The organism is Pseudomonas fragi (genome assembly GCF_900105835.1).
In the GTDB taxonomy this organism is placed as follows: Bacteria; Pseudomonadota; Gammaproteobacteria; order Pseudomonadales; family Pseudomonadaceae; genus Aquipseudomonas; species Aquipseudomonas fragi.
In genome coordinates this window covers 4856004-4870398 of sequence record NZ_LT629783.1, presented here as the reverse complement: position 1 = coordinate 4870398, position 14395 = coordinate 4856004, and the positions used below count along the sequence as shown (strand labels likewise).

The 14395-nt window shown below is 58.9% G+C and carries 16 protein-coding genes; 5 read left to right on the top strand and 11 right to left on the bottom strand.

Annotated elements, in window-relative coordinates:
• Positions 1-4: 4 nt before the first annotated feature.
• Entirely contained in the window at positions 5-2086 is a 2082-nt protein-coding gene (locus BLU25_RS22515; RefSeq protein WP_172832036.1) for a carboxy terminal-processing peptidase, read from the top strand.
• Positions 2087-2141: 55 nt separating this feature from the next.
• Here the strand turns inward: BLU25_RS22515 and BLU25_RS22510 are convergent, their stop codons facing one another.
• From BLU25_RS22510 to BLU25_RS22495, 4 genes are all read right to left on the bottom strand, one after another.
• Positions 2142-2585 (bottom strand): tetratricopeptide repeat protein, encoded by a 444-nt coding sequence (locus BLU25_RS22510; RefSeq protein ID WP_016780140.1) that lies wholly within the window; start codon positions 2583-2585, stop codon positions 2142-2144.
• A complete protein-coding gene (locus BLU25_RS22505; RefSeq protein ID WP_016780139.1) occupies positions 2586-2954 on the bottom strand; it encodes a hypothetical protein in 369 nt (122 codons plus the stop codon).
• Positions 2951-3292, bottom strand: a complete 342-nt coding sequence (locus BLU25_RS22500) for a helix-turn-helix domain-containing protein (protein ID WP_016780138.1) — start codon at positions 3290-3292, stop codon at positions 2951-2953. Before BLU25_RS22500 ends, BLU25_RS22505 begins: the two co-directional genes overlap by 4 nt.
• A gap of 413 nt (positions 3293-3705) precedes the next feature.
• Positions 3706-4425 (bottom strand): FKBP-type peptidyl-prolyl cis-trans isomerase, encoded by a 720-nt coding sequence (locus tag BLU25_RS22495; RefSeq protein ID WP_016780136.1) that lies wholly within the window; start codon positions 4423-4425, stop codon positions 3706-3708.
• Between the two features lie 247 nt (positions 4426-4672).
• Between BLU25_RS22495 and BLU25_RS22490 the strand changes: the two genes are divergently transcribed.
• Both BLU25_RS22490 and BLU25_RS22485 read left to right on the top strand, forming a co-directional pair.
• Positions 4673-6487 carry a di-heme-cytochrome C peroxidase gene (locus BLU25_RS22490; RefSeq protein ID WP_016780135.1) on the top strand — a complete coding sequence of 605 codons (1815 nt, stop codon included), beginning with the start codon at positions 4673-4675 and terminating at the stop codon, positions 6485-6487.
• A gap of 43 nt (positions 6488-6530) precedes the next feature.
• Positions 6531-7670, top strand: a complete 1140-nt coding sequence (locus BLU25_RS22485; RefSeq protein WP_083369840.1) for a catalase family protein — start codon at positions 6531-6533, stop codon at positions 7668-7670.
• Between the two features lie 5 nt (positions 7671-7675).
• Here BLU25_RS22485 and BLU25_RS22480 read toward each other — a convergent pair whose 3' ends face one another.
• From BLU25_RS22480 to BLU25_RS22455, 6 genes are all read right to left on the bottom strand, one after another.
• On the bottom strand, positions 7676-8101 hold the full coding sequence (locus BLU25_RS22480) for a hypothetical protein (RefSeq protein ID WP_016780133.1): 426 nt from the start codon (positions 8099-8101) through the stop codon (positions 7676-7678).
• Positions 8102-9016, bottom strand: a complete 915-nt coding sequence (locus tag BLU25_RS22475; protein WP_016780132.1) for a hypothetical protein — start codon at positions 9014-9016, stop codon at positions 8102-8104.
• 214 nt (positions 9017-9230) lie between these two features.
• Positions 9231-10205 (bottom strand): HTH-type transcriptional regulator CysB, encoded by a 975-nt coding sequence (cysB, locus tag BLU25_RS22470; protein ID WP_016780131.1) that lies wholly within the window; start codon positions 10203-10205, stop codon positions 9231-9233.
• 106 nt (positions 10206-10311) lie between these two features.
• Entirely contained in the window at positions 10312-10818 is a 507-nt protein-coding gene (locus BLU25_RS22465; protein ID WP_016780130.1) for a universal stress protein, read from the bottom strand.
• Between the two features lie 94 nt (positions 10819-10912).
• Positions 10913-11830 carry a 5'-nucleotidase gene (locus tag BLU25_RS22460; RefSeq protein ID WP_016780129.1) on the bottom strand — a complete coding sequence of 306 codons (918 nt, stop codon included), beginning with the start codon at positions 11828-11830 and terminating at the stop codon, positions 10913-10915.
• A 38-nt stretch (positions 11831-11868) separates the two neighbouring features.
• Positions 11869-12195 carry a thioredoxin family protein gene (locus BLU25_RS22455; RefSeq protein ID WP_016780128.1) on the bottom strand — a complete coding sequence of 109 codons (327 nt, stop codon included), beginning with the start codon at positions 12193-12195 and terminating at the stop codon, positions 11869-11871.
• Positions 12196-12252: 57 nt separating this feature from the next.
• On the opposite strand from BLU25_RS22455, the gene BLU25_RS22450 reads away from it, so the two are divergent.
• Both BLU25_RS22450 and BLU25_RS22445 read left to right on the top strand, forming a co-directional pair.
• A complete protein-coding gene (locus tag BLU25_RS22450) occupies positions 12253-12699 on the top strand; it encodes a PilZ domain-containing protein (RefSeq protein WP_016780127.1) in 447 nt (148 codons plus the stop codon).
• 131 nt (positions 12700-12830) lie between these two features.
• Positions 12831-13907 (top strand): 3-deoxy-7-phosphoheptulonate synthase, encoded by a 1077-nt coding sequence (locus BLU25_RS22445; protein ID WP_029611320.1) that lies wholly within the window; start codon positions 12831-12833, stop codon positions 13905-13907.
• A gap of 173 nt (positions 13908-14080) precedes the next feature.
• On the opposite strand, the gene BLU25_RS22440 is transcribed toward BLU25_RS22445, so the two are convergent.
• Positions 14081-14362, bottom strand: coding sequence for a GNAT family N-acetyltransferase (locus BLU25_RS22440; protein WP_016780125.1), 282 nt, complete (start codon positions 14360-14362; stop codon positions 14081-14083).
• Positions 14363-14395 lie beyond the last annotated feature (33 nt).

Sequence of the window (14395 nt, the reverse complement as noted above, 5' to 3'; positions counted from 1 at the left end):
CAGCATGAAGCATTTATTCCCTAGCACCGCACTTGCCCTATTCATTGGCCTAGGCGTTTTGCCGTTTTCGGCCAATACGTTCGCCGCTAACAGTTGGGATAACCTTCAGCCCGATCGTGATGAGGTGATTGCCAGTCTTAACGTCGTTGAGCTGCTCAAGCGCCATCATTACAGCAAGCCACCACTGGACGACGCCCGCTCGGCGATCATCTATGACAGCTACCTCAAACTGCTCGATCCTTCGCGCAGTTACTTCCTGGCCAGCGACATTGCCGAATTCGACAAATGGAAATTCCAGTTTGACGACTTCCTCAAGAGCGGTGACCTGAACCCCGGCTTCATCATCTACAAGCGCTACCTGGACCGGGTCAAATCGCGTCTGGACTTTGCCCTTGCCGAGTTGAACAAGGGCGTTGCCTCGCTGGACTTCAATGCCAAGGAAACCCTGGAGATCGACCGCAAGGACGCTCCGTGGCTCAAGACTGAAGCCGAACTCAATGACCTTTGGCGCAAACGCATCAAGGACGAAGTCCTGCGCCTGAAAATTGCTGGCAAAGAGCCTGCGAAAATTCAGGAACTGCTGACCAAACGCTACAAAAATCAATTGTCGCGCCTTGACCAGACCCGCAGCGAAGACATCTTCCAGGCCTATATCAACACCTTCGCCATGTCTTACGATCCGCATACCAACTATCTGTCGCCAGATAACGCGGAAAACTTCGACATCAACATGAGCCTGTCCCTTGAGGGCATTGGCGCCGTGTTGCAGAGCGACAACGACCAGGTGAAAATTGTCCGTCTGGTGCCGGCAGGCCCGGCCGACAAGACCAAGCAGGTGGCACCGGCGGACAAGATCATCGGCGTGGCCCAGGGCGACAAGGAGATGGTCGACGTGATCGGCTGGCGCCTGGACGAAGTGGTCAAGCTGATTCGTGGTCCCAAAGGCTCCGTGGTGCGCCTGGAAGTGATTCCGGCGAGCAACGCGCCCAACGACCAGACCAGCAAGATTGTGTCCATCACCCGCGAAGCGGTGAAGCTGGAAGAGCAGGCGGCGAAAAAGTCGATCCTCAACCTCAAGCATGATGGCAAGAACTACAAGCTGGGCGTCATTGAAATTCCGGCGTTCTACCTGGATTTCAAAGCGTTCCGTGCCGGCGACCCGAACTACAAGAGCACCACCCGCGACGTCAAGAAACTGCTCACCGAGTTGCAGAAAGAAAAAGTCGATGGCGTGATCATTGACCTGCGCAACAACGGTGGCGGCTCGTTGCAGGAAGCCACCGAGCTGACCAGCCTGTTTATCGATAAAGGCCCGACGGTGCTGGTGCGTAACGCCGACGGCAAGGTCGACGTGCTGGAAGACGAAAACCCGGGGGCGTTCTACAAAGGCCCGATGGCGTTGCTGGTCAACCGCCTGTCGGCTTCGGCCTCGGAGATTTTTGCCGGCGCCATGCAGGACTACCACCGTGCGCTGATTGTCGGCGGCCAGACGTTCGGCAAAGGGACGGTGCAAACCATCCAGCCACTGAACCACGGCGAGCTGAAACTGACCCTGGCCAAGTTCTACCGGGTTTCCGGCCAGAGCACCCAGCATCAGGGCGTGCTGCCTGACGTCGCCTTCCCGTCGATTATCGACACCAAGGAAATCGGCGAAAGCGCGCTGCCTGAAGCCATGCCGTGGGACACCATCCGCCCTGCAATCAAGCCCGCTGTCGACCCGTTCAAGCCTTATATCGACAAGCTCAAGGCCGAGCATGAAGCACGGGTGGCCAAGGATGCCGAGTTCATCTTTATCCGCGACAAGCTGGCCCTGGCCGAGAAGCTGATGGCCGAGAAGACTGTCAGCCTCAACGAAGCCGAGCGCCGTGCCCAGCATGCCGATATCGATGCCAAGCAGTTGGTGATGGAAAACGCCCGTCGCCAGGCCAAGGGCGAAGCGCCGCTCAAGGAAATGAAGAAAGAAGACGAAGATGCGCTGCCGGTGGAACCTGAAAAGACCAAGCCGGAAGACGACGCCTACCTGAGTGAAACCGGGCGGGTGTTGCTGGACTACCTCAAGCTCAGCTCCCAGGTCGCCAAGAAGTAATTCAACGGCGATAAAAAAGGGCGGGCCGCGTAATGCGGCCCGCCCTTTTTATTGCCTAGCGATATAGCCTGGCCAGCTCAGGATCGGCCAGCAATCCCGGGCCACCCTGTTGGTACAGGGTCGCTAGCTTGTGTGCTGCCAGGGGGTGCCCGGCTTTTGCCGCCAACGTCCACCAGCGGGCCGCCTCAGAGGCATCCGGCGGTTTGCTGGGCGTACCCGCCAGGCTGAAAACACCCACCTGGTATGCCGCTTTGCCATCGCCGCTCAGCGCCGCCAGGCGCAACAAACGCACGCCCTCCTCCCTGGCACCCAACCCTTGGCCGCGAAAGGCCAGGATATGCCCATAGAAGCTTTGCGCGCGGGTATCGCCCAGGTTGGCCGCGCGCGCAAACTGCCCTTCCATCCAGTGCCAGAGACGCGGCTGACGAATACACCAGGGCCAGTGAAACAGCTTGCGCGCCAGCGCATAGCCCAGGCGCGCCTTGAACCGCCAGAACACTCAGGCTTCCTCATGCTCATAGGCGTGCTCAAAGACCCGCACCACCTCAGAAGCATGCCAGGATGCAGCGGCAATGCCATCCGGCGGGCCGGGGAAACGTCCGAGCCGCTCCACGCATTCAAAAAAACCGGTGCGCGGCAAACGACTCGCGCCCTGGCTGATCACCAGCGAACTGCGCAAGGGTTGATCGGCCTTGGCATCCATCGCCGCCAGATGTTCAAGAGCTGCGGTCAGGGTCAACATGGCCGGGCTCGGCAGTTGCAAACGCTCCAGCAATGCCCGGTATGTCAACAAGTGACGCTGTCGACGCGCCTGATCCAGCTCAGCCAACAACCCATCCCAGTGTTGACGACTGATGCGTACGCTCATGATGCTTCCCTCCAGCCTGCGATACCCAACTCCCAGGCCAAGCTGCGACGGATGGCGAGGTCGGGCAGACGCTCGCCGGTTTCGATCATTCCCAGATATGACGGACTAATACCTACCGTGCGTGCCAGCGCCTCAAGGGCCAGGCCCTTGTGCTCGCGCAGGCGGCGCAACTGATCGAGTCCGGGGTGCTCCTGCTCGGCTGCAGGGGGCTGCAGATCCTTGTCAGGTTCGGCAAGTGGCTCCTGGAATCCGGCAGCCTTGAGCAGTGCCTGATAACTCTCCCACGAAAGAACGGCGTATTCAGGCTCACCATTACGCTTGATGATTTGAAGATCCATCACTAAACCCCGTCAGACTTTTTCATAAATCGAGTCAGAACTTTCCCTTTGAGCTTAATCCTATCAGCCGCCAAGGTCTCTGGGATTTCAAACAAAAGTGAATATTTTGTGAAAACAGCCGAAAACGCCGTCATTTCCTGGAAATGTTATCCACACAAATTGTGGATAACCTTGTGAACAGAGCTGCTTTTCGCCCCTGAAAGGCCCGCCCCATAAGGGCTGCGCTCAGATCGGGCATTTTTTACACACATAAAAAAACCCATAAATTCATTGACTTGGCAGTCAGCAACTACTAGCCAAGGGAACTTATGGGCCTTTGAAGTTCTGTAGGGCAATGCCTACAAATACAGAATGCAGGCTATAAAAACGACAACGCCCCGTCGAGACGGGGCGTTATGCGTACAAAAGGCTGCTTACTGAGCAGCGTCTTGCTCTGGTTTTGCAGGGTCCTTGATGCCCAGCAGCTCCAGGTCGAATACCAGCACCGAATTGGCCGGGATTGCCGGGCTCGGGCTTTGCGCGCCGTAAGCCAGTTCGCTAGGGATGTACAGCTTGTACTTCTCGCCAACGTGCATCAGTTGCAGGCCTTCAACCCAACCCGGGATCACGCCGCTCACCGGCAGATCAATCGGGCTGCCGCGCTCAACCGAGCTGTCGAACACCTTGCCATCGATCAGCTTGCCTTCGTAGTGAACAGTCACTACATCGGTAGCTTTTGGCTGAGGGCCATCGGCTTTCTTGATGACTTCGTATTGCAAGCCAGAAGCGGTAGTGACAACACCGGCCTTCTTGCCATTTTCTTCGAGGAATTTTTTGCCTGCAGCAGAGGCTTCTTCGCTCATTTTGGTCAGGCGTTCTTCAGCACGTTTCTGCAGGGCTGCGAACGCTTCGATCAGCTCGTCGTCCTTGAGCTTTTGCTCTTTCTTGCCAACGGCATCTTCGATGCCCTGGGCTACGGCCTTGGAATCCAGATCGTCCATACCTTCTTGAGCCAGGCTCTTGCCCATGTTCAGGCCAATGCCGTACGAGGCTTTTTGCGCCGGAGTTTTCAGCTCTACGCTGGTCTGCGAATCACAACCCGCCAGTACCAGGCTTACCAGGGCCACAGCTGCCGCCAACCGATGCTGTTTCATGCTATTTCCTTGTTCATGCGCCAAATGGGCAATCGAATAAAGCCGCGAGCTTATCAGGCGGCCGCGACCAATGGCTACCGGGATAAGATAGGCAATTAGTGGATAAGTTCATGCATTAATAACAATTCATTTTAGCCGCAACTTTTGTTAACACATCTGTAAACCCGGCACGGCACAACCCTGCTCACTTGATGCCTGACTCCAGCTAAGGCATAAGGCTGTACATATTTTTACAAGGAGCGTTACTGTGCGTCTGTTTTACCGTGTTCTGCTGGGGCTGCTGGTGGCAGTGGCCCTGGGCCTTGGCCTGGTGGTCTATTTCGTTGCCAATCCAAAACTGCCCGCCTACCAGCCCCCGCAGCAACTGCACTATCTGGATCAGTGGAGCCCTGCTGAACGCCAGACCTACTACTACACCCCCCAGGGCACCCAGGTTAAAGGCCTGCATTACGACTGGTTCGCCGCCCTGGAACTGCCGTTTTCCAAACAGCCCTTCGCGGCCCCCGAGTACCTGGCGCGCTTTGGCTTTCTGGTGGACCCCAAGCAGCAGGCCAGTGCTGCCAACCCGGGCAACCTGCCCGTCGGCTTCACCCGTCACCAGAACCCCGGCAGCAATGTGGAGTATCTGGATATCACCTGTGCAGCCTGCCATACCGGCGAATTGCGTTTCAAAGGCCAGGCGGTACGCGTGGACGGTGCCCCGGCACAACATGTACTGCCATCGAGCGTACCGACCCTGCGCGGCGGCAGCTTCGGCCAGGCGCTGGTCGCCAGCCTCGCTGCTACGTATTACAACCCGTGGAAATTCGAGCGCTTCGCCCGCACCGTACTGGGCGATCAATATGATGCGCAGCACAAACAATTGCGCAAGGACTTCAAGGCCTCCCTGGACACCTTCCTGGGCGTGGCCTGGAACGACACCCATCGTGGCCTTTATCCAACCCTGGAAGGCCCGGGCCGTACCGATGCCTTCGGCCGGATCGCCAACGCCAGCTTCGGCGATGCGATTTCCCCCGACAACTATCGCGTTGCCAATGCCCCGGTGGACTACCCGCACCTGTGGGACATGTGGACCTTCGACTGGGTACAGTGGAACGGCTCGGCCAAGCAACCCATGGCGCGCAATATCGGCGAAGCCCTGGGCGTGGGCGCCACCCTGAACTTTTTCGACCCCCACGGCCAGCCCCTGCAGGGCGATGCCCGCTACCCCTCCAGCGTGCGTGTCACCGACCTGCACCTGATTGAAGAGACGCTGCAAAAGCTCAAGCCCCCGGTCTGGCCTGAAGAACTGTTCGGCAAGATTGACCGGCCACTGGCGGCCAAGGGCCGTGCGCTTTTCAGCGAAAACTGCGCCGGCTGCCATGTGCCACCTGAAGTGGAAGAAAACGGGCGGATGGTCAAGCAGCTCAAATTGCTGCCCGTCGATGTGATCGGTACCGACCCCAATACCGCCAGCAATATTGCCGACAACCGCTACGACCTCAGTGCGCTGCAATGGGACGCCGCCGAACTGGCCAAGATGAACGTCGACCTGTACCCCCGCACCGACGCCCCTCTGGACATGAGCAAGCTGTCGGTGGCCAAGGGCCTGGCCTATGTCACCGCCTTTGTTGAAAAGCGTGCTTATCACGATGCCAATATCGGCCCCGAAGAGCAGGCGCGGCTCAACGGTTTTGGCTTGCCGATCGGCGTACTTGAAGTGCGTGCCTACAAGGCGCGGCCGCTTGACGGGATCTGGGCCACGGCGCCCTTCCTGCACAACGGCTCGGTGCCTACGGTGTATCAATTGCTTTCGCCCCAGGCCGAGCGCGACCAGACCTTCTATCGCGGCAGCTTCGAATACGACCCGCGTCATCTGGGCTATCGCACTGAAGCTTTCGACGGCGGTTTTGTGCTCGACACCCGCATCAGCGGCAACCACAACAGCGGTCACGAGTTCCGCGCCGGCCCTCGCGGCAACGGGGTTATCGGGCGCCTGCTGCAACCTGAAGAACGCTGGGCGTTGCTGGAGTACCTCAAAGTGCTCGGCGGGCCTCTTGAACAAACGTTGCCCACCCCATGAAACGCCTCCGTTATCCAAAAGAATTCGTTAAAAGGATGTTTGCATGCTGACCACTTTCTGGCTTCGACTCGGCAAATGGCTGGGCAAGCTGCTCTTGCTGCTGATTGCCCTGGGCTTGCTCGGCTGGGCGCTGGCCACCGGCTGGTATGCCTGGCAGCATCGCGGACCGGTTTCGGCTCGCGAACAGATCCCGGACGGGGAAGCCGCCATGACCCGGGACACGATTCAGACCGCGATCAAAATCGTCGACCAGCACCGCGAAAATACCCGCTACCTGCGTGACGCCCATGCCAAGGCCCACGGCTGCGTCAAGGCCGAAGTCGAGGTGCTCGCCGACCTCGACCCGGCTTTGCGCCAGGGGGTGTTCGCCACGCCGGGTAAAACCTGGCAAGCGGTGATGCGCCTGTCCAATGGCAATGCCTACCCGCAATTCGACAGCATCCGCGACGCCCGCGGCATGGCTATCAAGTTGCAGGACGTGCCCGGCACGCAATTGATGCCGAGCCAGCAGGGTCGCACCGAACAGGACTTTGTGATGTTCAACCATCCCAATTTCTTTGTCAGTGATGTAGCTGAATACCGTCAGAACATCGGCGCGCAAGCCGATGGCAAAAAGGTCCTGGCGTTTTTCCCGTCCTGGGACCCGCGCAGCTGGCAAGTTCGCCATTTGTTTATCGCCCTGGCCACCCTGGCGCCCGCCCCGGCCAGCCCGACGCAAACCACCTATTTTTCGGTTTCGCCCTACAAGTTCGGCACGGCCAATGCCAAATACCGCGTAGCACCGGACCCGGACAGTTGCCCGGCCTACAACTTGCCCCAGCAAAACGAGGCACTGCCCAACTTTTTGCGTAACGCCTTGAACCAGCAACTGTCAACGGATCGGGTGCCGGCTTGCTTTGTGCTGCAGATCCAGCGCCAGGATGCCAACCGCTTTATGCCGATCGAGGACACCAGCATCGAGTGGCAGGAATCGGACGCGCCCTTCGAAACCGTCGCGCGGGTCAAGGTGCCCGCCCAGGATTTCGATACCCCGGCCCAGAACCTGGCCTGCGACAACCTGTCGTTCAGCCCCTGGCATGGTATTGAAGAACACCGGCCGATTGGCGGGATCAACCGCCTGCGCAAGGCGGTGTATGACGCGGTAAGCGAGTACCGTCACGCGCGCAACGCCGAGCAGCAATAACCTGGTTACTCGACAGCGGGTGCAAAAGGCACCCAGCTGTCATCGACCCGGCCCCTGCGTGTCCACACGGGGTCGGTGTTCACCACCCGCAGCACGAACGCAGCCGCGACATTGCGAACGTATTGCATTGCGCTCAACTGGTCGCGGCTCAACTGCCGCTGCAGCGGGCTGGTGAACTCATCAGGGTGGGCCACCAGCGCCAACAACCCGGCTTCAGCGTCATCCGAAAACCGGCGCAAACACAGCAACGCCCCCTCCGGCGCGGAAAAATAGGCACGCACGCCCGGCGTTGCTTGCATCAACAAGAAATCGACCCACAGGTTGTCCGGGGACATAAAGTCGTTCAGCAGCCTGACTTGCGCCTCAGGCACAACAGCCCGCAGCACGTCGGCCGAGTGAAACACCGCGACAATCCGGTACCCTTCGGGCAACTACGGCAACCCGTTGCTGCCTCTGGGGAAAACCTCCGGGCGATCAAAGGCACGATAGACCGTAGCCTTTGGCCGTGTACAAATAAATGACGATGTTTGCAGATGCTGGAGGATAAAACCGGCTTGCTGCACATGGCGGCGCTTGCCCATCTGTTCATGGGCGTACTGCGCAGCGGCATCGGCGCTGGCCAGCACCGGGCCATGGATCGGTGCTACATCGGCCTCCCAGAGGATCTGCGCCTGCCATTCTCGCCAGCCTGCCGCAATCCTGCCGCGACGGCGCCAGAACGAACCGCCCTGCACCACCCTCAACTCCCCGGCTACATACACCATCGACAGCAGATGGCTGGGCAGGAAAATACTCGGGGGATAGGCCTGTTCAAGGTGATTCGGGGTGTCGGGATGAACCAGCATCAACAAGGGCTCCAGCGCCTGCTCCTGGGTCGAGCCGCTGGCCACATAGCAAATCAGGCTGCGATCGATATTGGACAGGTAAAAGCGCGAGTAATTGTGACGGAAGGCAATGGCGGTGCGCAGGTCCATAAGCGAGAAGAAATTGTCCTGCAAGTTACTCTCAGGATTGCCCGCCAGGGTTGTGCGCTGGAATGCGGCGTGGGAATGATACAGGCCTTCGATCGCAAAGCCGGCTGGGGCCAGCATGTCGCCGTTTGACAATCGCGTCAGTACATCGGAGGGGTTGAACAGGCTGACGCCGCTCGAAACAGCCAGTGTTGCGTAGTAGTGATTGGCCTTGCTCAAGATAAAGCCGCCGTACTCTTTATCCCGGCGATTGCCGATCAGGTCATGGGCAAATACGGCAGCATCATCGGCGCTGATAAATCTGGGGCTTAGTACCGGTCTTGCCCTGAGCAATGCCGGGGCTTCGGGGCCGTTGCCTTGGGTCGGGTGATTCATGTCAGGGCTCCGTGAAGTCAGTGGAGCCCTTAGCTTCAAACAAACGCGCGGCTGGCAGGCACTATATAGATAGCGATAAAGAACCTGGCCTGGCCGCCAAAATAACGGTGGTAGCGAGCTTGCTCGCGATGCAAACGGCGCGGTCCCTGGTTCAGGTCGCGTCGCGGCCATCGCGGGCAAGCCCGCTCCCACAGGGGGGTGCGCTGCCCGGGTATCAGTGAACCGGCAACTCCACGCCTTCAAACAGCTCTTCGAGCTCTTGCTTGTTGTGGCAGGCAATCGCCTTGGCCATCACTTCGCGGGTGAGGTGCGGGGCGAACTTCTCGATAAAGTCGCACATAAAGCCGCGCAGGAAGGTGCCACGACGAAAGCCGATCTTGGTGATGCTGGACTCGAACAACTCGCTGGCATCCAGTACTACCAGATCTTTATCCAGATTGGTGTCGACAGCCATTTTGGCCACGATGCCAACACCCAGCCCCAGGCGCACATAGGTTTTGATCACGTCGGCGTCGGCAGCGGTAAACACCACTTTTGGCGTCAGGCCGCGATGGCTGAAGGCCTCGTCGAGCTTGGAGCGACCGGTAAAGCCGAACACGTAAGTCACGATCGGGTATTCGGCCAGCGCTTCGAGGGTCAGCTTGGGCAATTTGGTCAGAGGGTGGCCCTGGGGCACCACCACGCAACGATTCCAGCGGTAGCACGGCATCATCACCAGGTCGCCGAACAGCTCCAGGGCTTCGGTGGCAATGGCAAAATCGACGGTGCCATCGGCGGCCATCTCGGCGATCTGCATGGGCGAACCCTGATGCATGTGCAGGGCCACGTCCGGGTACTGCTTGATAAAGTTGCTGATGACCGGTGGCAGGGCGTAACGCGCCTGGGTGTGGGTGGTGGCAATCGACAGCGTGCCCTTTTTCTCGTTGGAGAATTCCTGGGCGATCTGCTTGATGCTTTCGACCTTGCGCAGGATCTCGCCGGCGGTGGTGATGATGCGCTCGCCCGCCGGAGTGACACGGGTCAGATGCTTGCCGCTGCGGGCAAAGACCTCGACGCCCAATTCGTCTTCAAGCAGGCGGATCTGTTTGCTGATACCCGGCTGTGAGGTGTACAGGCTCTGCGCGGTGGCCGAAACGTTGAGGTCGTGGTGCGCCACTTCCCAGATGTAGCGCAATTGTTGAAGCTTCATATGCATCCCTCAAAGCTGATAGGCGCCTAGGTATCGGCGGCGATATATAACTATATGGAAGGTTGGAATAATAAATCTAGAACTTTTTATCGTTTTTTTTGATTCATCAGCCTTGCACATCAGCGCTGCGCCGACGCTGTAACAGCGGTACCAAATACACCGGGATCTGAGCCAGTTCGATAACCCGGGCGGCCGTGCGCCCCAAATGCGATTCGCCCCCCGCGGGCTGGGCATGGCTGCCCAGGATCAACAGGTCAACCGAAAGCTTTTGCGACTGTTCCAGAATGACTTGCGAAGGCTCCCCCTGAATCACCTTGACCGAGCGAATCAGGGCCAGCTCCTGCTCCCACCCTGCCAGCTCTTCGCGCAGGCTCTCAAATACGCGCAACTCGATATTGGACAGCATGGTGCTCATGCCCTGCTGGTGTAGCTCGCTCAACGCCTGCTCATCGAGGTAACTCTGCAGGACCGACTCGGCAAACAACCCCATGGGCTCGACCACATGCACCACAAACAGGTCTGCGCTGAAGCTGCGGGCCATTCCCAGCGCGTGCTGCATCACAACGGGCGCGTAAATGCCCAGGTCAGTGGCGTACAGGATTGAGCGGATCATGCGACCTTCCCGACAGCTTCGATGGACGAGGTAAATTGAGCTTAGCAGCGCCGCAACAAGTACGAGGCTCCGCTCGGCAACTTGCCCGCAGGGCTTATTCGCAGGTTAAATCCCGAGCTTCATTGCTGATGCCGTGAGGCACATGCCCGGTCGCCACAACCTGGCGCGCCCGCTCGCAATGCCCGGCCTGGTCATCAAAAAACACATCGGCAGCAAAGGCTTCCAGGAATGCCGATTTGTCCAGCCCGCCAAGAAACAGCGACTCGTCCAGACGAATATCCCAGTCGCGCAATGTGCGGATCACCCGTTCATGTGCCGGCGCCGAACGCGCAGTCACCAGCGCGGTACGAATCGGGCAAGCGTTATCAGGAAATTCACGCTGCAGCAGATTCAACGCCTCCAGAAACCCCTTGAACGGTCCGCCGCGCAGCGGATTACGCGCAGATTCGCGCTCAAGAGATTGAAACGCCTCCAGGCCACCTGACTGGAAGACCCGCTCCGACTCATCGGAAAACAGGACCGCATCGCCGTCAAAGGCAATGCGCAGTTCATTGCTTTCGGCACGCAGCGAGCCGCCCGAGAGAATAGTCGCTGCGGCAAAACCTGCATCCAGGGCACTGCGTACATCTTCGGCATGGGTCGACAAGAACAGATCACAACCAAAAGCATTGAGGTAGGGGTGAGGGTTGCGCCCGCCCGAGAACGCGGCCCGGGAAATACCCAGGCCGTAATGCTGGATTGAATTGAACACTCGCAGCCCGGTGTCGGCGCTGTTGCGCGAGACCAGCACCACCTCTACCCGTTCGCGGCCAAGGCTGGCATTGAAACTCAGGAGTTTTTTCACCAGCGCGAAGGCATCCCCCGGCGCCAGCACTTCATCTTCATGTTCAATCTGGTATTGCCGGTATGCCTCGATCCCCTGGGTCAGGTACACCTGATGGCTGTCGCTCAAATCGAACAGGGCCCGAGAAGAAATGGCCAGCACCAGCTTGCCCTTTAAGCCTTTGCTCATATCGCCTCCACGGCACTCAAGCGGGTTCAAACGTTGCTTCACGGTAGCTCGTCAGGCTCAAGCATCAAGGCCAGGCGAATATGGTGGGCCAGTTCGCCTTCACTCAGGCGCGATTTCAACTCACCGTAAAAGGCCCCGTCGCGTACGACAAACAGGGTGGGCAGATGGAAAATTTCGTAACGTTCGACCAGGCCACCGTTGTTGCCGGCATCAATCCAGCACAACCGCTCAACGGGCAACTGCATGTCTGGCACCATGCGCCGGGCCACCCGGCACGCCGAGCAGCCAGCGCTGGTGAAGATCACCAGCGAGGTGCCGGGCAGCGCCAGCAGTTGCTGGTCGGCATCAAAATCGGTCAGTTCCATTGCAGTCACTATACTCATAAGACAATACTAATTTTATGGAACTTGGAGTCTGTATTCATGGGTCGTTTTTTACCTCACCCAGATGATGTTCCCGTCGAGATTACGCTACGCAACCAACCTTCACTGCCGCGCCGCAAGCTGCACTCTATCAGCCTCGGCGGCGTGGCATGCAACAGCGACAGAAGCTGGCGCTGCGGCACCGCCGTTGACATGTCCATGCCTACCCTGGGGGAAAACGCACGTTATCCGGGCTATATAGCCTGGTGCGAAAAGCATCCGGCGGGCTACCGCATCGGCGTGGCCCTGATCGACGAACAAACCCTGTTTGGCGCACGCATGGGTGAACAGGTTTGCCAGATCGAACACTTTTCCCGCCTGCAGCAGCAACAAAGCCAATATCCGCTGGACCTGCAAGCCCTGGCCCTGGAATGGGTCAGTCATCACGCCGTGGAGTTCTCCCAAGCCACAATGGAGCACGCAATGGTGCAGGCGGTGCTGGATTAAAGCTGCGCCTGCCCATTGTCGAATAACCGGTTAACGCGTTAAGGTTCGGCTCCCCGATGCGCTCAATCAAGCTGTGCTCCGCCGCACGGGGATCGCTGGCGGCCGGCACCCGTGACCTGACGAGTAACACGATGGCTGATTTACCGATCGACGACCTAAACGTTGCCTCCAACGAAACCCTGATCACCCCTGAACAGCTCAAGCGCGAAATGCCTTTGCGTGAAACGGCTCTGCAGACCGTGACCAAAGGGCGCGAGGTGATTCGCAATATCCTGGATGGCACTGACCATCGACTGTTCGTTGTCATCGGGCCTTGCTCGATCCACGATATCAAGGCGGCCCACGAATATGCCGAGCGCCTCAAAGTGCTCGCCGCAGAGGTCAGCGATACGCTGTATCTGGTCATGCGCGTGTATTTTGAAAAGCCACGCACCACCGTGGGCTGGAAAGGCCTGATCAACGATCCGTACCTGGACGACTCGTTCAAGATCGAAGACGGCCTGCATATCGGCCGCAAGCTGCTGCTGGACCTGGCCGAAATGGGCCTGCCAACGGCTACCGAAGCTCTTGATCCGATTTCCCCGCAGTACCTGCAGGACCTGATCAGCTGGTCGGCCATTGGTGCGCGCACCACCGAATCGCAGACCCACCGCGAGATGGCCTCGGGCCTGTCTTCGTCGGTAGGTTTCAAAAACGGCACCGATGGCGGCCTGACCGTGGCGATCAACGCCCTGCAGTCGGTTTCCAGCCCCCATCGTTTCCTGGGCATCAACCAGGAAGGCGGCGTGTCGATCGTCACCACCAAGGGCAATGCCTACGGCCATGTGGTACTGCGCGGCGGCAACGGCAAGCCCAACTATGATTCGGTCAGTGTCGCCCTGTGCGAACAGGCCCTGAACAAGGCTAAAATCCGCCCGAACATCATGGTCGACTGCAGCCACGCCAACTCCAACAAGGACCCGGCCCTGCAACCGCTGGTCATGGAGAACGTGGCCAACCAGATCGTCGAAGGCAACCAGTCGATTATCGGCCTGATGGTCGAAAGCCACTTGAACTGGGGCTGCCAGGCCATTCCGAAAAACCTCGAAGACCTGCAGTACGGCGTTTCGATTACCGATGCGTGCATCGACTGGGCCGCTACCGAGAGCACGTTGCGCAGCATGCGCGCCAAGCTCAAGGATGTACTGCCCAAGCGCGAGCGCGGCTGATACGCAATGTGGGAGCGGGCTTGCCCGCGATGGCATCGACATGGTTTATCTGAATGACCGTGTCGCCTGCATCGCGAGCAAGCCCGCTCCCACAATAGTTTTGCGCCAGTCCCACACCGTTGCCGCCACATACAAAAACGCCGGGGCATGCCCGGCGTTTTTGTGTGCGGCTTTCAGGTATTGGCCTGGGGCCGCTTGTGGCGTTCCATATAGCGCTCTACATATGAGCACGAGGGAATCACTTCATAGCCCATCTTGTCGGCGTAATCGAGCGCCTGCTCCGTCAAGGCCGCCGCAATGCCGCGGCCACGCAACGCATTGGGCACGAACGTGCGATAGATATCCAGGGTCTGCTTGCCCAGATCCATATAGGTCAGGTAAGCACGATGACCGTCGACAGTGGTCTCAAACTGGTGACCTGCCTGGTCATGGTGGATGGTCAACGCCTCGCTCATCATTGCTCCTCGCGGGTCTTGTACTGTGACCCC